Annotated in this window: 22 protein-coding genes; 15 read left to right on the top strand and 7 right to left on the bottom strand. The window is 38.2% G+C overall.

Going from position 1 to position 25386, the window contains the following annotated elements; genetic code table 11:
- The first annotated feature begins 654 nt into the window (after window positions 1-654).
- From BM179_RS05490 to BM179_RS05480, 3 genes are all read left to right on the top strand, one after another.
- Window positions 655-2097, top strand: a complete 1443-nt coding sequence (locus BM179_RS05490; RefSeq protein ID WP_092013403.1) for an arginine deiminase family protein — start codon at window positions 655-657, stop codon at window positions 2095-2097.
- Window positions 2098-2157: 60 nt separating this feature from the next.
- Window positions 2158-3084 carry a citrulline utilization hydrolase CtlX gene (gene ctlX / locus BM179_RS05485; RefSeq protein ID WP_092013400.1) on the top strand — a complete coding sequence of 309 codons (927 nt, stop codon included), beginning with the start codon at window positions 2158-2160 and terminating at the stop codon, window positions 3082-3084.
- Window positions 3085-3215: 131 nt separating this feature from the next.
- Window positions 3216-3542, top strand: a complete 327-nt coding sequence (locus BM179_RS05480; RefSeq protein ID WP_092013398.1) for a HesB/IscA family protein — start codon at window positions 3216-3218, stop codon at window positions 3540-3542.
- Window positions 3543-3622: 80 nt separating this feature from the next.
- Here the strand turns inward: BM179_RS05480 and BM179_RS05475 are convergent, their stop codons facing one another.
- On the bottom strand, window positions 3623-3928 hold the full coding sequence (locus BM179_RS05475) for a hypothetical protein (RefSeq protein ID WP_092013395.1): 306 nt from the start codon (window positions 3926-3928) through the stop codon (window positions 3623-3625).
- A gap of 71 nt (window positions 3929-3999) precedes the next feature.
- Window positions 4000-4581, bottom strand: a complete 582-nt coding sequence (locus BM179_RS05470) for a Maf family nucleotide pyrophosphatase (RefSeq protein ID WP_092013392.1) — start codon at window positions 4579-4581, stop codon at window positions 4000-4002.
- 92 nt (window positions 4582-4673) lie between these two features.
- Here BM179_RS05470 and BM179_RS05465 point away from each other — a divergent pair, with 92 nt between their 5' ends.
- From BM179_RS05465 to BM179_RS05445, 5 genes are all read left to right on the top strand, one after another.
- Window positions 4674-6566 (top strand): BamA/TamA family outer membrane protein, encoded by a 1893-nt coding sequence (locus tag BM179_RS05465; protein WP_143095156.1) that lies wholly within the window; start codon window positions 4674-4676, stop codon window positions 6564-6566.
- A 120-nt stretch (window positions 6567-6686) separates the two neighbouring features.
- The gene (locus tag BM179_RS05460; protein ID WP_092013386.1) at window positions 6687-7157 is read left to right on the top strand and encodes a MarR family winged helix-turn-helix transcriptional regulator; all 471 of its coding nucleotides are present in this window, start codon (window positions 6687-6689) and stop codon (window positions 7155-7157) included.
- Window positions 7158-7239: 82 nt separating this feature from the next.
- Window positions 7240-7698, top strand: coding sequence for a MarR family winged helix-turn-helix transcriptional regulator (locus tag BM179_RS05455; protein ID WP_092013383.1), 459 nt, complete (start codon window positions 7240-7242; stop codon window positions 7696-7698).
- A 74-nt stretch (window positions 7699-7772) separates the two neighbouring features.
- Window positions 7773-8363: a YceI family protein gene (locus BM179_RS05450; RefSeq protein ID WP_092013381.1), complete on the top strand. Its 591-nt coding sequence runs from the start codon at window positions 7773-7775 to the stop codon at window positions 8361-8363.
- 244 nt (window positions 8364-8607) lie between these two features.
- Entirely contained in the window at window positions 8608-9498 is an 891-nt protein-coding gene (locus tag BM179_RS05445) for an SDR family oxidoreductase (protein ID WP_092013378.1), read from the top strand.
- Between the two features lie 55 nt (window positions 9499-9553).
- On the opposite strand, the gene BM179_RS05440 is transcribed toward BM179_RS05445, so the two are convergent.
- The 4 genes from BM179_RS05440 to BM179_RS05425 form a co-directional block, all read right to left on the bottom strand.
- Complete coding sequence (locus tag BM179_RS05440) at window positions 9554-11566, bottom strand: T9SS type A sorting domain-containing protein (RefSeq protein WP_092013375.1); 2013 nt, start codon at window positions 11564-11566, stop codon at window positions 9554-9556.
- 55 nt (window positions 11567-11621) lie between these two features.
- Window positions 11622-13055: a CCA tRNA nucleotidyltransferase gene (locus BM179_RS05435; RefSeq protein WP_092013697.1), complete on the bottom strand. Its 1434-nt coding sequence runs from the start codon at window positions 13053-13055 to the stop codon at window positions 11622-11624.
- Window positions 13056-13196: 141 nt separating this feature from the next.
- Complete coding sequence (locus BM179_RS05430; protein ID WP_092013372.1) at window positions 13197-13760, bottom strand: L-threonylcarbamoyladenylate synthase; 564 nt, start codon at window positions 13758-13760, stop codon at window positions 13197-13199.
- A gap of 56 nt (window positions 13761-13816) precedes the next feature.
- Entirely contained in the window at window positions 13817-15424 is a 1608-nt protein-coding gene (locus tag BM179_RS05425; protein ID WP_092013369.1) for a hypothetical protein, read from the bottom strand.
- A 202-nt stretch (window positions 15425-15626) separates the two neighbouring features.
- On the opposite strand from BM179_RS05425, the gene argS reads away from it, so the two are divergent.
- The 4 genes from argS to BM179_RS05405 all read left to right on the top strand — a co-directional run bounded on the left by argS (window position 15627) and on the right by BM179_RS05405 (window position 20639).
- The gene (gene argS / locus BM179_RS05420; protein WP_092013366.1) at window positions 15627-17405 is read left to right on the top strand and encodes an arginine--tRNA ligase; all 1779 of its coding nucleotides are present in this window, start codon (window positions 15627-15629) and stop codon (window positions 17403-17405) included.
- Window positions 17406-17564: 159 nt separating this feature from the next.
- Window positions 17565-18128: a glutathione peroxidase gene (locus tag BM179_RS05415; RefSeq protein ID WP_229632901.1), complete on the top strand. Its 564-nt coding sequence runs from the start codon at window positions 17565-17567 to the stop codon at window positions 18126-18128.
- A 75-nt stretch (window positions 18129-18203) separates the two neighbouring features.
- Window positions 18204-19100 (top strand): 1,4-dihydroxy-2-naphthoate polyprenyltransferase, encoded by an 897-nt coding sequence (locus BM179_RS05410; protein ID WP_092013695.1) that lies wholly within the window; start codon window positions 18204-18206, stop codon window positions 19098-19100.
- Window positions 19101-19295: 195 nt separating this feature from the next.
- A complete protein-coding gene (locus BM179_RS05405; protein WP_092013360.1) occupies window positions 19296-20639 on the top strand; it encodes a tetratricopeptide repeat protein in 1344 nt (447 codons plus the stop codon).
- A gap of 74 nt (window positions 20640-20713) precedes the next feature.
- On the opposite strand, the gene BM179_RS05400 is transcribed toward BM179_RS05405, so the two are convergent.
- Window positions 20714-21487: an AMP nucleosidase gene (locus BM179_RS05400; RefSeq protein ID WP_092013357.1), complete on the bottom strand. Its 774-nt coding sequence runs from the start codon at window positions 21485-21487 to the stop codon at window positions 20714-20716.
- A 194-nt stretch (window positions 21488-21681) separates the two neighbouring features.
- Between BM179_RS05400 and BM179_RS05395 the strand changes: the two genes are divergently transcribed.
- The 3 genes from BM179_RS05395 (at window position 21682) to BM179_RS05385 (ending at window position 25350) form a co-directional block, all read left to right on the top strand.
- Window positions 21682-22134, top strand: coding sequence for a type I restriction enzyme HsdR N-terminal domain-containing protein (locus BM179_RS05395; RefSeq protein ID WP_092013354.1), 453 nt, complete (start codon window positions 21682-21684; stop codon window positions 22132-22134).
- A 58-nt stretch (window positions 22135-22192) separates the two neighbouring features.
- Entirely contained in the window at window positions 22193-23839 is a 1647-nt protein-coding gene (gene pafA, locus BM179_RS05390; protein ID WP_092013351.1) for an alkaline phosphatase PafA, read from the top strand.
- Between the two features lie 197 nt (window positions 23840-24036).
- Window positions 24037-25350, top strand: coding sequence for a UDP-glucose dehydrogenase family protein (locus tag BM179_RS05385; RefSeq protein WP_092013348.1), 1314 nt, complete (start codon window positions 24037-24039; stop codon window positions 25348-25350).
- Window positions 25351-25386 lie beyond the last annotated feature (36 nt).

Raw genomic sequence — 25386 nt, 5'->3', positions numbered from 1 at the left:
GGTTCGTTAAACTTGATGTTGATTACAATTTTACAGGAAAAAAGGCTGGAAATTGGAGAAGATATTTAAGCAAAAGGCGGGTAGTTCTGGATAGTAGTACGATTACTTATCCTTCTAATCTTAGTAGATAACTGCCAATTTTTTACTAAAGATTAGATTTTATTGAGCACATGAATAGGATACCAAAACAAAATACTATCTATTCAGATAACTACTCGCCTTCTGCTTAAGAAACGTAAATAAATGCTGTATAAAAAATGTTTTTTTGATTGTATTGAAGCCTACTTTTAAATTACAAAAAGCATGCTAAAATTCTATTTTTTTTGAAAAAAGAAAAGAAAAATAATTTTCATACGGTTTTTAGAACTATTAGCTTAGAATAACCTTCTGTATTTGCTAACAACTTATATAATACTTACGTAAAAAGTCAGTTTTGGATTTAAAAAAACTGACTTTTTTTTTATTTTTTTTCAAGTCTCTTTCCGGGCCGCCGATTTCGTTATTTTAATTAATTCAATATTATTTTTTTTCCTGAAAATCCCTGTTTAAATGCAATAGGGCAAGATTGAAAAACTACTTCTTTTCAGGGTCTTGACAATACTCCTAAAAAATCGGTAATTGCGAAAAATCAATTTTTTCTATTAAAATAATACTATGGAGAATTCAATCAATGTTTCCTCAGAAGTAGGTACACTTAAGCGATTATTAATTCATAGTCCGGATAGCGGATTGGGAAAAGTAGTGCCGTCGAAAGCACAGGACTGGCTTTTCGAAGATATTGTTCATTTGGATACAATGCGCCGTCATGAGTATGATTACTATGTTAAAACTTTATTATATTTTCTTGATACAGAGAAAATTAAAGGAAAACTAAATGAGATAGACGGTGACGAGTCAAGAAATTTCTACAAACCGGATCATCCTGATTACTTTAATTCCGAAAAAGTTATTGAATTACAGAAATTACTGGCTGATATTCTGGAAGACAATCTGACAAAAATGAAATTGATTGCTGCAATCTGTGCCATCGAACATGAATGGTACACAACGCATGATGAGCTTTTGTCACTCAGCCCCAACGAGCTGGCCAAAACGTTAATTTCAGGAACAACACCTGGTAACGAAATGCTGTTCCCTCCTATTCCGAACTTTATTTTTACCAGAGATATCGGTATTACGATTAATAACCATCTCCTCTTAAATAAGCCAGCCAAGCTGGCCCGAACCCGTGAGGCCCTGCTTTCCCAATACATTTTCTATAACCATCCGATGTTTGCCGAAATCAGGAAAAATCTTATAGAAATACCTGATAATGAGACCCTTTTTCTCCTCCCGGAAGAAGAAGCTGAGTCAAATCAGTCAACCCTGGAAGGCGGAGATGTAATGATGGTCGCTAAAAATCATTTATTAATAGGGATTTCAGAACGAACTTCAATATACGCTGCCAAACAGGTAATAAAAGTGCTTTTTGAGAAAAAAGTGTTAGACAAAATCACTTTGATAAAAATTCCGAAAAAACGGGATTATATGCACATAGATACTGTTTTCACACAAGTGAAGAGAAATATGTGGGTAATTCTGGGCACTTTGGCCAAACCTCACAGCGAATCGGAAGATGAGGTACTGATCAGATCCGGTTTGTTAAAATCCAAAAAATCTGAAAAAGTCCATCTTGTTCAATTCAGAAGAGGCCAGGAAAATGAACCAAGGGTAATAGAAAGTCTGGAAGAACTTTTAACAGAAATCTCTGTTTATGATTTAAATTGCTCTCCTTTAGAAGTTCAGTTTATCTACTCCGGAAACAATGAGTTTCCTTTTGGAGCAAGAGAACAATGGACGGATTCCTGTAATCTGCTCGCTATAAAAGAAGGTGTTGTTATCGGGTACGACAGAAATGACAAAACACTTGAGGCATTCAAAGAAGCTGGTTTTGAAGCTGTTAAAGTAGCTGATCTATTACAGGACTTTGAAGCAGGCAGGCGCTCTCCCGAAACTATTCAGAATACGTTCATTCTGCTACCTTCTGCTGAGCTTTCGAGAGCAAGAGGAGGTTCTCACTGTATGTCAATGCCAATTTTCCGTGAAAATTTTGAATAAATTTCCCCGAAATCGGATTTTTTGTTCTTAAATTATATTGCCATAAAACAAACTAAAACCATGCGCAATCAAAGCACTTCTCATATACTTATGATTCGTCCTGTCAGATTCGGATTTAATGAACAGACTGCCGGATCCAATACTTTTCAGGATCCTGTTTTCGGACGCGAAACGCAGGATAAGGCTCAGCATTATGCGCTTCAGGAGTTTGAGGATATGGTTACAAACCTCCGGAAACTTGGTGTGGATGTTATAACGATTGATGATACTGAAGACCCCTATACTCCGGATTCCATTTTTCCAAACAACTGGGTATCATTTCATTACAATGGTACAGCAATCACCTATCCGATGCAGGCTGAGAATCGCCGCCTGGAAAGAAGGGAAGATATTCTGAACCAACTGGAAGAAAAATTTTACATCAACCGTAAAATGGATCTGACTCATTTTGAGAAGGAAGGCAAGTTTTTAGAAGGAACCGGATCTATGGTTCTTGACCGGAAAGTTAAAATTGCCTATGCCTGTATTTCTCCTCGTACGCATCCGGATGTACTGAAGGAATTTGCTTCGCTGATGAATTATGAGATCATTTCTTTTAATGCCATGGCAAATGGGAAAGAAATTTATCATACCAATGTTGTAATGTGTATCGGAGATATCTTTGCGGTAATATGCCTTGAAGCCATCACAGACCTTGATCAGCGCCTGATGGTAAGAAATTCTTTGGAACAAAGTGGTAAACAAATCATTGATATTACCCTTGATCAGATGAACCATTTTGCCGGAAATATGCTGGAAATCAGAAACCAAAAGGATGACAGACTACTCATTATGTCAACTGCGGCCTATAATTCCCTGACTCAGAAACAAATTGATATGCTGGAAGATTTTTGCAGAATTCATCATTTTGATTTATCAATGATTGAAGGAAACGGTGGTGGTTCGGCCAGATGTATGATGGCAGAAATCCATCTTCCTGTTAAGTAGTTAAGGAAGGAAATCCCGGTTTTAAGGTATTTATTATGAACTTTTGAGTTAATTTTGTAGTTTAACCTACAGAATGATTTCTAAATTCTATCATTCAAAATTTTAGTCATTCAAATATTAAAGCCAAAAGTATGGTAACTGTCTCAGAATTAGCAGCCAATAGAATAAAGGAGCTCCGTGAAAAAGAAGGTCTCAACCATGACTACAATGTTCGTGTAGCGGTTGAAGGAGGAGGATGCTCCGGTTTAATGTACAATCTTGATTTTGCTGCTGAGCCTCAGCCGAACGATATGGTTTTTGAGGATAAAGGCGTTAAAATTATGGTGGACAAAAAATCTATTCTTTATCTTGCAGGTACTGAGCTGGATTTTTCAGACGGATTAAACGGTAAAGGTTTTCAGTTTAAAAATCCAAACGCCACACGTACCTGTGGATGCGGGGAAAGTTTTGCAGTCTAGATAAATATTTTCTCAAAAAGGGTTAATTATTGTTTGCATTATACTCGAACAATAATTAACCTTTTTTTATATCTCGTTGATTAAGAGATTATTGAAAAACCCAACACCACCGCCAGCAAACTGATTAAAGGGATTCCGCATGAGCAGACTGCTCTTAAAAACTGCTCTCTTTTATATAAAATCCAGACAAGTACTATGGTCAGAATGCAGAACAAAGGAAGGGACAAAATTGAAATAAATGTAAATAAAAATACCTGTTCATTCCCGGGACTTTGATCATCAAACAGCATGGAAAACATTTTTATTGGCACAAAGGAGGCCAATGTGAAAATTCCCCATATAACAGTAGCAACTGTTAAAATGGTTTGGGCCGTACTTTTTTTCATTATTTAGGGTGGTTGGGTGTGTTTTCAGTTAATCAAATAGACTTCTAAAATACATAAAAATCAACACGTTATCAACCCTTAACCATAAATTTCTTCAAACCTTCATATACTTTGTGCACTGGTAAACCCATAACTGTAAAATAAGAGCCTTCAATTCTCGGAATTCCTACCATTCCTATAAAATCCTGCACTCCGTATGCACCGGCTTTATCGAAAGGCCGGCAAACCTCTATATAATATTCTATCTCCTTTTCAGTTAATTCATTAAAGAACACTTCGGTAATATCCGTGAAGGCGTCAGTTTCATTTTTAGTCATTATACAACCTCCGGTGATTACCTGGTGCTGCCGTCCCGATAATTTTCGAAGCATCAGTCTTGCTTCTGTTGCATCTTTTGGCTTATTTAGGATTTCATCATCTACAACGACAATGGTATCAGCAGTAAGAATTATTTCATCTGTCAACGCTTGTGAAAAAGCCATCGCCTTCTGTAAAGCTAAATAAGCGGGAACTTCTACCGGAGGCATATCTGAAGGAAAGATTTCATCCGTAGGTATTACTTTAACAGAAAATTCAAATCCGGCATCTTTAAGCAGCTGCTGACGACGTGGAGAACCTGAGGCAAGAATTAAGGGATATTTGAGTTTTAGCATAATTTAATGTTTATTTTAATACAAATTTAGGCATGAATCTTATATTGTTCGGATTTTCCCAGGCGAATCATCTAAGTAAACTTTAAACAGTAATGAGTAAATGCTTACCCCAAATATCCACTAATTTCAGGTATTTCATAATACTCATCGGACTATTGCACACTTTACCATCTCATGCTCAGCTTGTTAGTACAGTTGATAGTTCCCGGGTAAATACTTTCAAGTCTGAAAAAGACAGCCTGCTTTATTCAAAAATCAAATCAAGGCTGTCTAAGAATAAAATCATGAGCCAGATTTATGATGCTTTATTCCGGGATATTTATAACAAAAATGCTAATAATCAACAGGTTAATCAGATAGAAGAAAACCCTTTTAAAAATTTTGAAGGAAAAGTTATTCGGAAAATCTATATCAAAAGACTGAAAGTTTTCGGAGAAACTATTTATGATACCACAAAAAAAGCCCGGGGACTGGATGATGTACTCAACCGCCTTCACAAGGATACAAGAGAAAATGTAATCCGTAAATCGTTCCTGATGTTTGATGTCGGAGATATTATCAATCCCGACAGACTAAGAGATAACGAACGTCTGATGCGCCAGAGTTCGATCCTTCACGATGCCAGGATTCTGGTTATTCCTGATGAACAATTTCCCAATCTGGTTGATCTTCTTGTCATAACACAGGATGTATGGTCCTTGCTGCCTGATATGGAATTCGGAGGTTTTGGCAGGTTTGCAGTCGGAATTAACCAGGTTAATTTTCAGGGATTAGGCCATTCCTGGAAAAATACTGTTTATTACAATAACGGACAGGACAAAAAATTTGAATACGCTACCAGATATACTGTTCCATACATCGGGCGGTCATTTGTAACAGGACAACTTGATTTGATTTTCAGAAGGGAATTAATGCAAAATTCCATCAGATTCTTCAGACCTTTTCTAACACCTGATATGAAAATCGCCGGAGGTTTCGAATTCAGCCGTTATGCCTATACAAAATGGCAAACCCTTGATGCCAACGGAAGAGTTCTCAAAATAAACGACACAACAGTATTCACTTTTCCGATAACTTACAATTATACAGACCTTTGGCTGGCTCATGCTTTTAAATTAAGTTTTCTTGACAAAGAAAATCAGAAACGTTCGAGATTGGTTTTAAGTATGCGTTATTCAAATTATGTTTATACCGAACGTCCTTATGTTACCAAAGATACCAATCAGCTTTACCGGAATCATCAGGATATTTTATTTGGGATGGGCTTCTCCAGCCGGAGGTATAAAAGAGACATTCTGATCTATGGTTTAGGCCGTACAGAAGACGTCCCTTACGGATATCTTGCCTCATTTGTAGCAGGCTGGGAAAATTCACAACTCTGGCGGCGGTTTTATTCCGGAATCAAGCTTGCCAAAGGGGAATATTTTAATGGCGGATACTTTTATGGATTGATTAATGCCGGAGGTTATACAGACGGAACAAGCGTTTTCAGTCTTGAAACAAATTATTTCAGTCATCTTCACAAAATCGGGAAATCACAGATCAGGCATTTTGTTACGCTTCGTTATGCAGCAGGAAATAACCGCTACACCGGAGAATTTATAGATCTGAATGATAACAATGGCATTTCTTCCATTTCAAGCGACAGATTACGGGGTATCAAAAGATTAGTACTCAGCTACCAGGCAGTAATATTCTCAAGAGTGAGTTTTGTAGGATTCAGGGTGGCTCCTTTCTTCTTTGCGGATTTAGGCATGGTAAATATCAAAGAAAAGGCCCTGCTCTCCAGTCCGGTTTATTCCGGTTTCGGCATTGGTTTCCGTTTCAGAAATGAGAACCTGACTTTCAACACTTTCCAGATACGTTTAGGACTTTATCCCAACATTCCGGATGTCAGTACTTTTAATTTTACCTTTGGCGATGTACCCACTCTCCGTCTGAAAGATTTCGATATTTCTGCTCCCGAAATCGTCCCTTTCAAATAATCTCTGGAAAAGTTAATAATTTAAGACTGAAAAGAAAAAACTCCTGAAATACCTGTTAAAACATTAACTACAATAACATATATTTGTAAATGCTTTATTTCATCATCCTATTCTTAATATATGTCCATTGAAAAAGATATCGGGCAGAAAGCCTTTAGAAATCCTTACCATAAATTAATTGTTAACCTTCATTATTCAAGCAGCTGGTTACTCAATAATCATTCCAGGTTGCTGAAGCCCTTTGACCTTACAGTTCCTCAGTTTAATGTTCTGCAAATTCTGAAAAGTAATCACCCTGAACCTTCTTCAATTAATTATATCATCGAACGAATGCTGGATAAAATGTCTAATGCAACCAGACTCGTTGATAAATTATGTGCGAAAGGATTGGTTTCCAAGACAAATTCTGCCAGAGATAAAAGAGCCGTAGATGTTATTCTGACAGAAAAAGGATTGGAAATACTGGAAGAGCTGGATCATATCCATGAAAAGATCGAAAGTTTTGCATCTAATCTTATGGAGAACGAAACCCTGATTATCAACAACTTACTTGAAAAAATACAAACCCAGAATAGTAGTAGTAAAGAATAAATAAATCCGTTAACAAATCATTAACAAATAAATGTTTTGACATTATATGTTTTTACATTAATTTTGTTGTGTTATTAAAAATATGGCTATTGAACAAGACATACAGCAGGAAGTTTTTAAATCATCATTCACAAAAGCGGTGGTAAACATTATCTATACAAGCAATTGGATCAGCAATAAGCAGTTAGAAGTGTTAAAGCCTTTTGATTTAACGCTTCAGCAGTACAATGTACTCAGAATTTTGCGCGGGCAGTTTCCGAAGCCCATTACAGTAAACGCAATTATTGAGAGAATGTTGGATAAAATGTCAAATGCCTCCCGTCTGGTCGATAAATTACTGGCAAAAGGGATGGTTGTAAGAAGAGAGTGCCCTGAAGACAGAAGAGCTGTAGATGTGGTAATTACCCAAAAAGGACTGGATTTGCTTGCAGAGATTGACAAGATCCAGCAGGAATGGGAAAGCAACTTTTACAATTTATGTCCGGAAGAAGCCCTGCAACTGAGCAACCTGCTGGATAAAATGCGAAATAGCAAATCATAATTTTAATACTTCAATAAAGGAACCTAACAATTTTATTTATTCAACTATAACAAAATATAAATTTTTCTAGAATCATGAAAGCAGTAAAATTATTTGCAAGTATCGTATTCGCAGCTTTGTTTATTAACGTTGCGGTAGCAGACAAAGGAAAAAAATCTGTAGCTTTAAACGTAGACACAAAAGGAAGTAAAATTCACTGGTTGGCTAAAAAAGTAACTGGTCAACACGAAGGAAATATCAATATCGCTAACGGTTCTTTGACTGTTGATGGCGGTAAAGTAACCGGAGGTAACTTCACAATCGATATGAAATCTATCGTTTGTACTGATATCACTGATGCTGGTTACAATCAAAAATTCATCTCTCACATCACTACAGGTGATTTCTTTGAAGTAGAAAAATTCCCTACAGCTGCATTCAAAATCACTAAAGTTGTTGGTGAAACTATCACTGGTGATCTGACTATCAAAGGAATTACTAAATCAGTAACATTCCCTGCGAAAATCTCTGTAAAAGGAACAGCTGCTACAGCTACTGCTTCTATCCCGGTTGACCGTACTGATTTCGGTGTAAAATATGGTTCTAAAAAATTCTTTGATCAAATCGGTGACAAAGCAATTGAAGATATTTTCACTTTAGATGTTACTTTAGTTGCAGGTAAATAATCTTGTTAGGGTGCATTAAGATCCTGTATTAAATTTTCAGATTAAGAGGTTTATCCTTGTATTTTAATGCACTAAAATATTATCATTAAGCGTTAGAAAAACAGTTTCTCATTACTCCCCGCATTGCTGAATTTGTTAGGGTCTCAGCAGTAGCGGGGATTTTTGTTATATTTTAATTTAGTATGCTTGCATACTAAATATCTTTTTATGAAATTGCCGGGAAAAAATATAATCTTATACTGAAATGGACTTTAAAGAACCAATGTTAAGAGATAATGCCCTTGCCGGCAAAACAATTGTAGTTACCGGAGGTGGTACCGGCTTAGGACGCGCTATGTCAAGGTACTTTCTTCAATTAGGTGCCAATGTAGTCATTGCTTCAAGAAAACTGCCTGTTTTAGAACAAACAGCCCTTGAACTTTCTGCTGAAACAGGTGGGAAAATAATCCCGGTTGCCTGCGACGCCCGCAATTATGAAGAAGTAGAACAGGTATTGAAAAAAGCGACAGAACATTTCGGAAGTGTGGAAGGACTCGTTAACAATGCCGCAGGAAACTTCATCAGTCCTACAGAAAGACTTTCTTCCAAAGCATTTGATACCGTTGTGGATATTGTGCTGAAAGGCTCCTATAACTTTTCTCTGGCTTTCGGGAAATACTGGATTGCCAATCAGATTAAAGGCACTGTAATGAGCATCGTTACTACTTATGCCTGGACGGGCTCGGCTTTTGTTGTGCCTTCTGCTACTGCCAAGGCCGGTGTACTTGCTTTGACCCGCTCCCTGGCTGTTGAATGGGGCACAAAGTACGGGATTCGTTTTAACGCCATTGCCCCGGGTCCTTTTCCTACAGAAGGTGCCTGGCAAAGGTTATTTCCTGAAGAAGCTATGGGAAAAGAGCTTGCGGATAAACTAAGCCCGACGGCCAGAATTCCTTTGAAAAGAGTGGGCGAACACCAGGAACTGGCAAATCTTGCAGCTTACCTGATGTCTGATTTCTCTGCTTATGTCAATGGAGAAGTAATAACAATCGACGGAGGTGAGTGGCTTAAAGGTGCGGGAGAGTTTTCTGATCTTAATGCAATCCCTGATGAAAAATGGGATGCCATTGCAATGGCAACCCGAGGCAGGAAATAAACACTTTCTTCTGTAAAATCAGGAAAACAGAAGCTTTGAAAAAGGTTTCTGTTTTTTATTGATTATACCAGACCTTAAAGTCCTTGCTTTTTCCGGAAACAATCAGTTTGAGGATATACATTCCGAAAGGCAGCCCCAAAGGCAATGTGATCCGGGTCTGATCATTTATGCGGGAAAATGTGTTCAATTCAGCTATTTCTTTCCCGGAAATATCGTAAAGAAGAAATGAAGGTTTGTCCCATCTGTTATTCAGAAAAATATCCCTGCCTTTTACGGGATTCGGAAATAAAATCAGGTCTGCCGGAAAAATGTCATCTGTGCCTAATACTTTCTCCGGTTCAGGTAATTTCCTGATCTCCGAAAATCTGTCTGCATTATCAATCCCAGTAATTTTCAGGCGAAAATATACCATATTACTTACCGGATTTTCTTCCGTCCAGCTATATTGCTGAATTTCAGCACTTTTAACTACCGTCACTTCAGCAGCATCTTTAAAGTTTTTACCATCAACACTCCGTTGAACGATTAGTTTACGAATAGAATCACTCCGTGAAACCATCCAGCCAAGTAAGTTATTTTTTCCGGTTTTTTTCCCCTGAAAATCAATTAACGCTGAACTTTGAGGATTGATAGCAAAATCATTGCTTGCTACACCTCCGGCCAGGGGCTCATAAGAAACCACTCTGATTTTGAATATTCCATCCACAAAACTCAGAGGGATCTTAACCTGAATCGGGCTCTCAGCACCTTTCCCCAGTTCAGCCAGATAATTACCATCACTTCCAAGAAGCTGAACGGTAAAACTTTTACTGCTAAATCCATCATGCTGAAAAAACACGTTAAAGTTTTTGCCGGTACTGATTGTCTGCGGAAGAGGCTTGGGAATAATAAGTTTCTGTGGTATAAATGGTTTGGATTGTCTGTAGAAATTATCATCCAGGGCCTTATTCCAAAGCTCGGCAGCCTGGGTAATTCCCTGAATACCTCCTTTGATATTTTCAAAATGACCATGCGCCGGTCTTGGAGAAAGCACTACGTCCGTATTTGGCCCGGCAAAGGTATTATTCCCTGAAACATTAATCAAAGCAGTCTGTGCATCAATCACAACCATATTCGGCTGCTTAACATCTGCACTGATCGTAGATCTTGCAATAGCCCATGAGATATTCCAGTTCAGGTGTTCCCGGCTTCTGTTGATAACGTTCTGAACATTTTTCTGGTAATTTTTAGCAGATATCGGAAAATGGGCGGCATCAGATTCTCCATGCTGCCATAAAACAGAACGAAGTCCGAACAGGGTATGAAGGTTTCTCAGTGAATTTTTCAGATTGGCATAGGGTTGCAGATTCGACCAGTTTTTGCCGATGTAATTATTCAGTGTCGGAAGGCTATCAGCCGATTCGCTCCAGTTCTGGGAAGAGGCCGCAGCCCAGCCGCAATTAAAAAATAACACCGGAAGTTTTCGCTGACTGGCTATCAAATCCCCTAATTCTCCCCAGATCCAGGAAGATTCTCCTGTTGGATAAATGTTTGTGGAAGCATATGCCTGTTGAAAAACCGGAAAAGAAGAGGGCTGATTAATCGAAATGGTCAGATTTTCAGACTCATCCAGTTTTTTATTCAATACATTAAAAACATTAACGGTTTCTGTGGCATTTTTTGCACCTAATCCCTGAATACCCATGGCATTTGATTGTCCCGCTACCAGAAAGACCTCTCCTACTCCAAACTTATCAACTCCTCCTTCTGTAATGAGACTATCTTTCAGAAAACCTCTCAGTTTTAGTTCATACCAACCTGCATCCACCACAATTTTGCCAAGAAATGTCCCATTCTGGCCTGAGAAAACCAGTTTTTTCCAATCCCGCTTACCCGAATCGTCAATCAGCTGCCATTCAAGCCTGTCAAATGGCAAAGCACTATATCCTGAAAGATAGACTTCAGCCTGATCAGAGCTGTTCCGTTGAAAAACAGACCTGACAAGGGGCCAGGTAATTTTTAACTGACCTGAAGAAAGATTAGGAAGGGCAAAAATCAAAAGAAAAAATATGTAGATTCTTAAAAGCATACTTTTAGGTTAAATGTATCCTTTCTCCTGATTTTGCCTGAAGAATAGCATACTATCAGATAGTCGGGATTTTTACCGGTGCAAGTCCCAGCTTTTTCCCTTCTTCCAATATAAACGGAATTCCTGATTCCAGATTGTTGGCAATCTGTCCTTCCAGGATTGCCTCTCTTACTGCTACTTTGATAATTCCCACTTCTTTTGAAGGAGCAATGCCAAAGGTTTCCATGATTAATTCTCCTGTAATTACTGGTTGAAACTGACGCAATTTATCCCTTTCTTCAAGGTCTTTCAGCTTCTCCTCAACGATGTCAAAATTACGGAGATACCTTTTCACTTTTTCTCCGTTTTTTGAGGTAATATCGGCACGGCAAAGTATCATAAGTGATTCCAACTCTTCTCCTGCTTCAAAAAGAAGCCTTCTTAAAGCGGAATCGGTTATTTCTTCTTTAGAAAGTGCAATCGGACGAAGGTGCAGACGAACCAGTTTCTTAACAAACCTCATTTTTTCATTAAGAGGCATTCTCAGGTTCTGGAAGATTGGTTTCACCATTTTTGAACCCAGCTCCTCATGTCCGTGGAAAGTCCAGCCTTTCTTCTTGTCAAAACGCTTGGTAGCAGGCTTGGCTATATCATGCAGAATGGCAGCCCAGCGCAGCCACAAATCATCGGATTTAAGCGCAGTATTGTCTAAAACCTGTAATGTATGGTAAAAATTATCTTTATGTCCTTTCCCATCCTCAGTCTCCACTCCTTTCAAGGCACAGAATTCCGGAAAAATCAGCTGAAGCAAACCACAGGAATCCAGCAGCATAAAACCGTAGGAAGGTCTTTTGGCAAGAATAATTTTATTCAGTTCGTCTGCAATTCTCTCTCTGGAAATAATTTCCAGCCTGTCTTTCTCTTTAATTAAGGCATCAAAAGTATCAGGATGAATGTCAAAATTCAGTTGTGTGGCAAACCGCACAGCCCGCATCATTCTCAAAGGATCATCTGAAAAAGTAATTCCCGGCTCTAAAGGAGTCCTGACAATTTTTCTCCGTAAATCCCCCAGGCCGTCAAAAGGATCTATCAATTCTCCGAAATTGTCTGCGTTAAGAGAAATTGCCATCGCATTAATGGTAAAATCTCTCCTGTTCTGATCATCTTCAATTGTTCCGTCTTCTACAACAGGTTTTCTGGAATCTCTGTTATATGATTCTTTTCTGGCACCGACAAACTCTACTTCCCAGCCATCCAGATTAATCATGGCTGTGCCGAAGTTTTTAAATACTGAAAGATTAACCTCTTCTTTTCCTGAATTTCTGGCAACCAGTTCTGCCAGTTCTATCCCTGAACCAACACAAACAATGTCTATGTCTTTGGAAGGACGGTTGAGAATAATGTCTCTTACAAATCCTCCAACCACAAACGCACTGATATTCAACTCCTTTGCAGAGTCGGCAACTAATTGAAAAATGGGGTTATTATGTAAATTTTCTTCGAAATTCATACTTTTTGCCTGATCCTTAAAGTTTATCGGCTTAACCGATTTCTGCATTTTCTCCCCTCCTAAAAACCGGGAAAAGGATCAATATTTCTGCTCTTCTGAGATGCAAGGATATTTTACAGGAAAAACCTGCTTTTCAAACTTTTATTTTCTGATAAATTCAAAATCTCCGCCTAAGCCCAGTTTTACAATCTGAGAAGCCTGCGCATTTTTATTTTCTCCTTTTGGATTTTGAAGGATATAATCAACATTCTCCGTGATTTCTGGAGCAATATCAGTGAAGATTTTGGGAGATGGCTGCCCTGAAATATTAGCGGAAGTAGAGACAATTGCTCTCTCAAAACGGTAAACCAGTCCTTTGCAAAATTCGTCTTTGAGTAATCTGATGGCAATAGTACCGTCAGGCCCCAACAGATTTGAAGCAACATTTTTGCCTTTGGGGTAAATGACCGTCAATGGCTTTTCAGCAAATTCCACAAGGTTCCAGGCTATTTCCGGTACCTGTACGACATACTCGGAGAGTTGCTCGATTTTGGAAATCAATATAATAAAAGCCTTATTTTCAGGTCTGTTTTTTAGCTGAAAAATCTTTTCAACGGCTTTTTCGTTCCTTACATCACAACCCAAACCCCAAATCGTATCCGAAGGATAAAGTACAACATCCCCCTTTCGTAAATGCTCCAATGCTTTTTTATAATCTTCTTGCATGCTGCAAAGTTACGTAGTTTGTCTATCCCTTACAAGTTAAGGCAGTGGTTGATAAACTATTGTTGCTTGGAACTGGATTTTACAGCATAGGTTAACTTGTTGAGATAGAACACTTCTCTTTCCGGTTGAGAAGGGCTTTTACTTTCAATTTTGCGGACTCCCCAGGTCAGGTAATATTGGTCGTACCACGCTGCAACGCTGGCTTCTTCGTCAGGTCTTCTCTGGGTAGAATCAGATTTCAACTCAAAATCCTGTTTTTCTCCGATCATAGTTCCTTCTTTCATGACCTGCAGTTTAAGCGTTCCTTTATCAAGATAAGCCAGAAGCAGACTATCTCCTTTTTTGCTTACCTGAACCTGTTCAGTCAGCTCTTTGGAAGCCATATAGTCCATAACAAGGGCATTATCCCATAAAATCCTGCCTTTTTTATCAAATTCACAAACTACAGCGTGGGTAAATCTGTAGTCTTCTGCTTTTTCTGAAGAAAGTCTTGTAGTCAGTAAAGGCACTGTGGCATTTGTATAATTCTGCTGAGGGAAATAAATCTCTGCTACTAATATTGACCCTTTTTCAGTAGGTATCAAATCATGAATCAGCAATTTATAGCTAAAATTGGCTTCCTTCCCTTCCTTTTTCTTCTGTTCAATCTTTTCTCTGATTTTCTCCTGCCTTTTGGCTGACATATAATTGAAGAAATTTTTCAACTCGGAAAACTTAATGATACTCGTTCCCATTTCTTCTCCCTCTTCCAAACGGGTCAGATAAAGACCTTTGGAGAAATCTGAGCAGTTATTTGAATAATTGCCGATCAGCAAAGACTCCCGCTCTGATATATCCAGCATTTTTCCGGTAATAAAACTTAAACTTTGTCCGTTTTCTCCCGGAACATGAATATGTCTCAGCAGTTTTCCGTCATTGGCGCCATAAGTTTTAATACCCAGCCCGCATTTCCCTTTGTGATGTTCTTTTACTACTACATTAATTTCCTTCCTGAGCGGATTTACTTCTAAAGCATTTATTTCCAGATATTTATCATACAATCCATGTAAAATACGGCCTTCCTTGTTGAAAAAAGGAAAAGCAATTACAATCGGTTTTTCCTGATAGGCTCCTCCGAGATATGCGGTATTTTCAAGAACTTTAAAATGATGAATATCTACTTTGCCCAGTAATTCTCCTTTAAATTCATCCACTTCACCCTGAGCCAGATCAAGTCTTAAAATATTGATATTTTCAGATTGGGCTTCGGCAAACAGCCAGTACATATAATCCTGATTCTGGTAGAAATGGATATCTTCATACCGTGATTCCAGTTTTACACTGGTACTCCAAACTTCATCCAGTGCATAATTAAGTCGTTTGAAGTGCCATTTGAAATGATCTGAAGTATAATAACTATTTTCTTTCACCATCACCACCAGTCCATCCGGAACAGGTTTTACTTCCATTATTTCCTGAAACTTCGGATTCTTTTCAAATTCCAGCTGCGTCACTTTCTGCAGCTGCCCGAACGCAGGATTGACAAAAAGTCCTGTTAAAAAAAATAAAAGTCTCAATTGCATAAGGCGGTAAAGGCTTGTCATTCTTCCGGGAAAATAAATTGAAAAAATCAGATTTTTTATGCTGTCAGGACGGATGTATTTTGCCTGATCGGTTTTCAGCAAAATTCGTATAGTTTTATTAAGAACAAGTTACAATTTCTTGAAACAAAAATGGCTAACTTTACAAACTAATTTTGATCAGTAAAATCAAAACCAAAAAAGGAAAAGAAAGTTTGGGAATCAGAACCAATTCTCAGATCTGACTCCCCCGCAGGATATTCCGCGTAACTGTAACCGGAATTGTGCAGAAAAAAAGGAAAAATCAATGAATATCGAAAAAGTACTCCAGGACAGCATCAAAGCAGCATTATTACAAAAATTTGAAGTTTCAGAAAATGAGATTATCCTTCAGCCCACCAAAAAAGATTTTGAAGGAACCTATACTTTTGTTGTTTTCCCCTATGTAAAAACTTTACGCAAATCTCCGGTAGAATTAGGTAATACGATTGGTGAATTTTTGAAGGAAAATTCAGGGATTGTCAGTACTTACAACGTTGTGCAGGGATTTTTGAATATTTCTGTTTCAGATTCAACATGGCTGAGTATCTTTAAAGAAATTTCAGCAGATAAAAATTTCGGACAGTTACCTGATAAAAATGAAACGGTGATGGTGGAATATTCTTCGCCAAATACCAACAAACCTCTTCACCTGGGGCACCTGAGAAATAATTTCCTTGGATTTTCTGTTGCTCAGATTCTTGCCGCTAACGGTTATAAAGTGGTGAAGGCCAATCTGGTAAATGACCGGGGGATTCATATCTGTAAATCAATGCTTGCTTACCAGAAATTCGGAAAAGGTGAAACTCCGGAATCCACTGGTATGAAAGGCGATCACCTGGTAGGAAAATATTACGTAGAATTCGACAAGCATTATAAAACAGAAATCGAAGCGCTTAAAGCTCAGGGACTTTCTGAAGATGAGGCCAAAAAACAGGCGCCTTTGCTTATTGAAGCTCAGGAAATGCTTCTTAAATGGGAAAACGGAGAGACAGAAACCGTTGCGCTCTGGGAGAAAATGAATGAATGGGTTTTTGCAGGTTTTAATGAAACCTACAAAAAAATGGGCGTGAGTTTTGATAAAATGTACCGGGAATCAAATACCTATCTTTTAGGCAAGGAAACTGTTGAAGAAGGATTGACAAAAGGTGTTTTCTTTAAAAAAGAAGACGGCTCAGTCTGGATTGACCTGACTGATGAGGGACTTGACCAAAAACTAGTATTGCGTAAAGATGGTACTTCTGTGTACATCACGCAGGATATGGGTACGGCAGACCTGAAATTCAAGGATTTCAATATGTCAAAATCCATTTATGTAGTTGGTAATGAGCAGGATTATCATTTTGATGTTTTGTTCAAAATCATCAAAAAACTAGGAAGATCCTATGCTGATGGCTGTTTCCATCTGAGTTATGGTATGGTTGATTTGCCTACCGGAAAAATGAAATCAAGAGAGGGAACAGTGGTTGATGCCGACGACCTGATGTCGGAAATGGTAGAGACTGCCCGTGAACGGACGAATGAATTAGGTAAAATTGAAGATTTCACTTCGGAAGAAGCAGAAGAATTGTACCGTACTCTTGCAATGGGAGCCCTGAAATATTTCCTGCTGAAAGTAGATCCGAAGAAAAGAATGCTTTTTAATCCACAGGAATCTATCGACTTCCAGGGAAATACCGGACCATTTATTCAATATACTTTTGCCAGAATTTCATCTATTCTGAGAAAAGCCGAGCAATTGGGGATTTCTCTCGAAACATTACCTGAATTAAATGGATTGCATGAATCTGAACAGGAGGTGATTTATCTTTTGAGTCAGTTTCCCAACAGAATTGCAGATGCCGGAAGAGAATATGCACCATCTCTTATTGCCCAGTATGCTTATGACCTGGCAAAAGCGTACAATCGTTTTTACAATGAAGTAAGCATATTCAATGAAACGGAAGAAGATCTTGTTCGTTTCAGACTTGCTTTTTCTAAAATAACAGGTGAAACAATTCAGAAGGCAATAGCGTTATTAGGAGTAGGCGTTCCTTCCAGAATGTAAGGCTTTGAAAAATCCTGTGGTGGTATGAAAGGGAACATTTTCCTGATTTTCAACCTTAAACTTTTTAAAGCGTTGTCATTCAATCTGATTTAATTATTCATGAAGAAATTATTCATATCATCCATTCTAATAATTATACTTGTCATGTTACTAAAAATAATGAAAATTGGCTCAATTTTAGGCGCTCTTGCAGTTCCTTTTGTTAAAAACGATTATGTTTCCCGTCCGGCTGAAATGGTAGTTCCTGCGAAACAGACACTTTATGATTTCAAAATGAAATCACTTGAAGGTAAGGATGTTGACCTTTCCGTTTATAAGGGTAAAAAAGTAATTATTCTTAATACTGCTTCAAAATGCGGTTATACTCCTCAGTATGGCGATTGGGAAAAGTTTTATGAAGCCAATAAGGGCAAAGTGGTTGTATTAGGGTTTCCTGCAAACGAATTTGGCGGACAAGAACCTGGTTCTGATAATGAAATCTCAAGTTTTTGTCAGAAAAACTATGGTGTAACATTCCCGATGTTCTCCAAAGTAGTTGTAAAAGGAGAAAACAAATGTTCTTTATACAAATGGTTAAGTACCAAGGAATTGAACGGATGGAATGATAAAGAACCATCATGGAATTTCTGTAAATATGTGATTAATGAAAAAGGAGAGCTTACTCATTTCTTTGCTTCAGCGGTAAAACCTACAAGCCAGGAATTTTTGGATGCTATTAAATAAATTTAAGCTTTTACCGGAATGCGGGATCAGGAATTATTCATTCCCGTTCCCGCATTCTTACATTTTACCTTAATTATGACTCATTGGATTTCGGCGGCACGCCCACGCACCCTGCCACTTGCCCTTTCCTGTATTCTTATGGGAAGTTTTCTGGCTGCTTCTCATCATCTGTTTTCATGGAAAATATTTGCCCTGGCAGTGCTTACCACTACATTTCTCCAGGTTTTGTCAAATTTTGCCAATGATTTGGGGGATACCGTCAACGGAGTTGATACCGCCGACAGAAAAGTAGCCACCAGAGCAGTTCAGACCGGAGCTATTACAAGAAAACAAATGCTGAATGCCATTATTGTTATGTCGGTATTGTCGTTTATAACAGGCTCCCTGCTTATTTATGAAGGGTTGAAAAACAGTGACACACAAACAATTCTTTCTTTTTTCGGATTGGGGATTATGTCGATTATTGCGGCAATCACTTACACAGTCGGGAAACGGCCTTATGGTTATATGGGTCTGGGCGACATTTCTGTTCTAATCTTTTTTGGCTGGGTTGGCGTAATGGGGACATATTATCTTCAGACACATTTACTCGACTGGTCTTTGATATTGCCAGCCACAAGCTGCGGTCTTTTTGCCGTAGGCGTTTTAAATATTAACAACATCCGGGATATTGATTCGGATATTAAAACCGGGAAAAATTCTATTCCTGTTCGCTTAGGAAAAGATAAAGCCGTTATTTATCAGTGGTGTTTATTAATTGCGGGCTTTTTATGCGGTGTAATTTATGTGGCATCATCAGACAGCACTTCCTGGGCAAAATGGCTGTTCATAATCACCTTGCCGCTGCTAATCAAAATCGGAAAAGGTGTATCAGCAGGTGAAAATCCGGCAGAAATTGATCCGTTTTTGAAAAGAATGGCCCTGACAACCTTGCTGTTTGTTGTTACTTTCGGCATCGGTCAGATTTTTTAAACGGTAAAAATATCCTTTATATTATGACATATTCTAACAGGTAGAATACTTCTGTCAGGAATTATTTTTTGGCTGACACACATTTTATCTGTAATTTGGCTTTGAAATAATTTTCTTTGAAAAAAGCATTGAAGTAATAATTCATGCTGTTTCAATAAAGCCAACAATTTTCGTATAAATTATTGCAGACCTCCCATGAAAAAGAGATTTTTACTGATTGCCTCTTCCCTGCTCACATTAACTTTTTTGCCCCAACTTCCCACAAAAGCGCAACAACAATCCGCACAGGAATATATGGAATTGGGCATTATGCAAAGTCGTGCGAGCAATTATGCCGAAGCTCAAAAGTCTTTTACCCTGGTCATTAATTCTTCTCCGGAAAATGCCACTGCCTATTTCAACAGAGGATATGCCAAATATAATCTAAAGGATCACAGAGGTGCAATCAACGACTTTGACAAGGCTATAGACCTCAATCCTAAATATACTGAGGCTTATATTGCAAGAGGCATGAGCAAAAGCAAACAGGATGATAACAAGGGTGCCATTCAGGATTATAACCGTGCCATAGAACTTAATCCACTGGATGCAAATGCTTTTTTCAGCAGGGGAGTGAGTAAAGTAAAGGCGGAAAACTACAAAGGTGCTTTGTCTGATTTTAATAAATCAATAGAGATTGTTCCGGACAACGCCCCAAGTTATATCGCAAGAGGTACCTGCAAGCAGAATCTTGAGGATTATAAAGGAAGTCTTGAAGATTTTACAAAAGCTATTGAAATCAGTCCTAAAAGACCAACTCCACATGTAGGACGTGCTTTCAGCAAAATGAAACTGAATGATTTTAAAGGAGCCATTGCTGACTACTCAAAAGGACTTGAAATCAATCCTGAAGACGCAGAATCATTATATCACAGAGGTTTTTGCAAAAGCCAGATTGAAGATTATTCAGGCGCATTGGCAGATTTTGACAAAGCGCTTACTTTAGATCAGGAAAGTGTCGGGGCTTATTATGGCAGAGGTTTTGCCAAAAATAAACTCGGAAATACAAAAGGAGCGATTGAAGATTATAACAGAGCTATTCTGACCGGAAACCTTGAAAAAATTAAAATCGTTTACTCAGGTCCTATAACGAAGCAGATTCTCGACGAACTCAGAAATAATGTTCAGGAAAGACTGAAAATGGCAGAAATGTCACCGGAACGTTCTGAAGTATATTTCAACAGAGGTTTAGCCAAAGCAAGACTGGGAGATACCAAACAGGCGATTGAAGATTATAATAAAGCCATTGATTTAAATCCTACCTATGCTGAAGCATATTTTACCAGAGGAATGGTAAAATCAGCTATGGGTGACCAGAGAGGTGCTGTTCAGGATTGTACAAATGCCATAAAACTTAATCCGAAATATGCTGAAGCATATTATGTAAGAGGGATTATCAAACAAGCTTTAGGTAATACAGATGGTTGCTTTGATTTAAGTAAATCCGGGGAATTAGGATACAACCAGGCATATAATGTAATCAGAGATTACTGTAATTAATATTCGAAATCGGGGATGTGGAATGCGGAATATAAAACCATTCCACACTCCGCATTCCAAATTTCAAAATTCGTTTACTCAAATCTGAGGTGTTTCACAGATTCTCCTGAAATCGCAAGTTCCTCTAACGAATCTATTCCAATCTGGAGGTGTTTTTCTACAAAATTACTTGTCACTTTCTTATCGCTTTCTTCCGTTTTTACTCCTTCAGGTGTCATCGGGTTATCTGAAACCAGCAATAAAGCTCCATGAGGAATTTTATTAGCGAAACCTACTGTAAAAATAGTAGCAGTCTCCATATCCACTGCCATCGCTCTGATGTCGGTAAGATATTGCTTGAATTGCTCATCATGCTCCCATACTCTTCTGTTGGTCGTATAAATCAAACCAGTCCAGTAATCCAGCTCATGTTTTTTAATCATGGAAGAAACAGCGCGCTGCAGACGGAACGAAGGTAAAGCAGGCACTTCTTTAGGCATATATTCATCCGAAGTCCCCTCTCCTCTTACTGCTGCAATTGGTAAAATTAAATCTCCTAAGGTCAGGTTTTTCTTCAATCCTCCGCATTTCCCCAGGAAAAGTACCGCTTTCGGTTCGATAGCCATAAGAATGTCCATTACCGTCGCAGCCATAGGAGAACCCATACCGAAGTTAAGAATGGTAATGTTTCCATGCGTGGCAGTCTGCATCGGGCGATCCAGTCCTTTGATTTCAACATCAAACTTCTCGGCAAACATTTTTACATAATTACTAAAATTGGTCAGAAGAATATAATGACCAAATTCTTCTATTGCGGTGCCAGTGTATCTTGGCAACCAGTTTTCTACTATTTCATGTTTTGTCTTCATGGGATAATAATTCAGTTGTTTTATCTGGTATCAAAAGAAACCTGCAAAATTCTTCCGGTTATTGTAATAACATTCAGAACAGGATTTCTTTACTGTTAAAAAAATTAATGAAGCATTTATAAAAATCAGCAACCTGAAAGAAGCAATCACTAAAATGGAGTTAAATTAGCCTGAAATTCCAATTTTTCTTCAAAATGCAAGAACTTAATTTACCAACTTTCAACCACAAATTAAAGAAAATTGAGGGCAACATCTATATTTTTGACATTATCAGAAAAAAATATATTTTACTGACACCCGAAGAATGGGTTCGTCAGCACTTCCTGCATTACCTGATTAACCATCAGCAATACCCAAAATCACTCATTAAATTAGAATCCGGCCTGAGGTACAATAAACTCTCCAAAAGGACAGACATCCAGGTTTATGACCGAGAGGGAAATATTTTCATGGTCATTGAATGCAAAGCCCCGTTTATCCAGCTTACAGAAAATACCTTTGAACAGGCTGCGCTGTACAATCAGGTACTGAAGGCGCCGTATCTTACTGTAACAAACGGGATAATTCATTATTATTGCAGAACAAACTGGGATACTTTTAAATTTAGCTTTTTAAACGAATTGCCTGTTTTTGATCAAATTTCATAAATTGTTTATTCTCGTAACAGCTCAGGCTGATTATCTTTGCGAAAAACTACCTTAAAAAATGTTGAAAAAAATTTGCTCCCTGCTGCTTGCAAGCCTTGTAATCAGCTCTTCATTTGCCCAGAAGGCTAAACCTGTTTCAAGTACTTTACCTAAACCAAAATTAGTGGTTGGTATCGTGGTGGATCAAATGCGATACGATTATCTTTATCGCTTTTACAATAAATATTCAGAGGGTGGTTTTAAAAGATTAATGAGAGACGGGTTTAATTGCCGCAATAACCATTATGATTATGTTCCAACTGTAACTGCTGCCGGACATGCTGCTATTTTTACCGGATCCAGCCCTGCACTTGATGGAATTGTAGGAAACGAATGGTTTAACCAGCAAACCGGAAAAACGATTTATTGTGTGGAAGATTCAAGTGTGGCAACCGTTGGAAGCAGTACTAAAGCCGGTCTGATGTCTCCCAAAAATCTTTTGGTTTCAACAATTACAGATCAGTTGAAAATCGCAAATAATCATCAGTCAAAAACCATTGGTATTGCCCTGAAAGACCGTGGAGCTATTCTTCCTGCAGGTCATACAGCCAACGGCGCTTATTGGTTCGATTCGAAAGACGGTTCATGGATCACTTCAAGCTTTTACATGAAGGAGCTGCCGCAATGGGTAAAAGATTTCAATGGACAGAAATTCCCTCAAAAATACATGGTAAAGGGTTGGAATACACTCCTTCCTCTCGATCAATATACAGAAAGTACAGCAGATGATATGCCTTTTGAAGGTAAATTGCCGGGAGAGGAAAAACCTGTTTTCCCTCATGAATTGCTGGCAAGACCGGGCGTAAATCTTCTGGAAGTTATCAGAACTACCCCTTTCGGTAATACCCTGACAAAAGATTTTGCTTTAGCTGCTCTTAAAAATGAAAATTTAGGAAAAGGTGAAAAAACAGATTTTCTTACAGTAAGTTTTTCTTCTACCGACTACGTTGGTCATATGTTCGGACCTAATTCAATTGAGGCAGAAGATACTTATTTAAGACTCGATCTTGATCTTGCCGATTTGCTTAACAACCTGGATAGTTCTGTAGGAAAAGGTAATTATCTGGTATTCCTCAGTGCTGATCATGGTGCAGCGGATGTTCCGGGGAACTGGATTCTGAACCATCTGCCTGCCGGCGTTTTTGATAAAACAAAAGCCGGAGCCGAAGTTAAGGATGCATTAAAAGCTAAATTCGGAGAAGGAGATTTTATCCGTGCAGAGGAGAATTATCAGTTATATCTTAATCATGCACTTCTGAAAGAGAAAAAAATCTCTATCAAAGAGATTTCTGAGGTAATTAAAGAAACGCTGACAAAAAGAGATGATGTAGCCGATGTTATCAATCTGCATGATTTATCAAATACCACTTTAAATGATTATCAGATCGACTTCGTTAAGAATGGTTATAATCCACGCAGAAGCGGTGATATTATGCTTCTTTTAAATCCAGGATGGTTTAGTGGTTATAAAACCGGAACAACACATGGAGTAATGTATCGTTATGATACGCACGTACCACTTTTATTCTACGGTTGGAATGTTAAAAACGGCGAAACTTCTGCAAGAACCAATATTTCGGATATTTCTCCGACCCTTGCTGATATCTTAAGTATTTTGGAGCCGAATGGTAGTATCGGAGATCCGATTATCGGTGTAAAGAAATAAAACAAACTGTTTCTCAGGCATTGAGGAGCCGGAATAAATTTCCGGCTCCTCTTTTATTTTGCTAAGAAAAATCAGATTTTTTTGCCAATAAATCATTTCTGTTATAAAAAAAAATCTATATTTAAACGAATCCAAGAATATTCCTTATTTTTGGCTATTATTTCATAACATTTTCAAGTTAATAAACCAAAAAATTCATGAAGATTGCTGTAATCGGAACAGGTTATGTCGGACTTGTAACGGGAACTTGTTTTGCTGAAACCGGGAACCAGGTTACTTGTGTTGACATTGACGAAAAAAAGATTGAAAAAATGAGAAACGGCATTGTGCCGATATATGAACCAGGCCTGGAAGATCTGTTCAATCGTAACAAAAATGAAGGTCGTCTGAGTTTTACAACAAATCTTCAGGAAGGTATTAAAGATGCCAAAATCATCTTTCTTGCTTTACCGACACCTCCGGGAGAAAATGGTTCTGCTGACTTAAAATATATCTTAAAGGTTGCAGATGATTTGGGTCCGATTTTGGATCAATATGTGGTAATTGTAGATAAAAGTACTGTTCCTGTAGGTACGGCAGAATTAGTAAGCAGTCATATCGCCAAAAATGCTACGGTAGAATTTGATGTAGTTTCCAATCCTGAATTCCTTCGTGAAGGGGTTGCCGTGGAAGATTTCATGAAACCAGACCGTGTGGTTATCGGAACTTCTTCTGAAAAGGCAAAAAATATGATGAACAAGCTTTACGCTCCGCTGGTTCGCCAGGGAAATCCTGTCATTTTTATGGATGAACGTTCTGCTGAGATGACAAAATATGCAGCCAATGCATTCCTTGCTACCAAAATCACTTTCATGAATGAAATCGCCAATCTTTGCGAAAAAGTTGGTGCAAACGTTGATGACATTCGCCGTGGCATCGGTACAGATTCACGTATCGGCAAGCGTTTTCTTTTTGCAGGAATCGGATACGGCGGAAGCTGCTTCCCTAAAGACGTTCAGGCACTTGAAAAAACTTCAAAAGAATTTGACTACGAGTTCAAGATTTTACAGGCTGTAATGGATGTCAATGAAGATCAGAAAACGAAACTGATTCCAAGATTGAAGGAATATTTCGGAGGAGATCTGAAAGGCAAAACCATCGCACTATGGGGGCTGGCTTTTAAACCTTATACTGATGATATCCGTGAAGCGCCTTCATTGTATAACATCAAAGAACTACTGGAAGCCGGATGTATCATTAAAGCTTACGATCCCGAAGCTGCTGCAAATGTTAAAGGAGTAATCGGTGATGTAATTACCTATACAAAAGGACCATATGAAGCTTTGAAAGAAGCCGATGCCTTAATGATTATGACAGAATGGCCTCAATTCAGAACACCTGAATTTGACGTTATGAATGTCTTATTGAAAAATAAAGTAATTTTTGATGGTCGTAACCTTTATGAGCTTGATGCGATGAAAGAGTTAGGCTATACTTATTACTCTATCGGCCGGGAAACGGTTAAAGCATAACCTGCTTTTCAGTGTTTCTCTTTTAAAAGAACAATA

Origin of the sequence: Pseudarcicella hirudinis, from assembly GCF_900115665.1 — a bacterium.
Taxonomy (GTDB): Bacteria; Bacteroidota; Bacteroidia; order Cytophagales; family Spirosomataceae; genus Pseudarcicella; species Pseudarcicella hirudinis.
The sequence above is the reverse complement of the archived record's forward strand: the minus strand, read 5'-3'. Positions and strand labels throughout refer to the sequence as shown.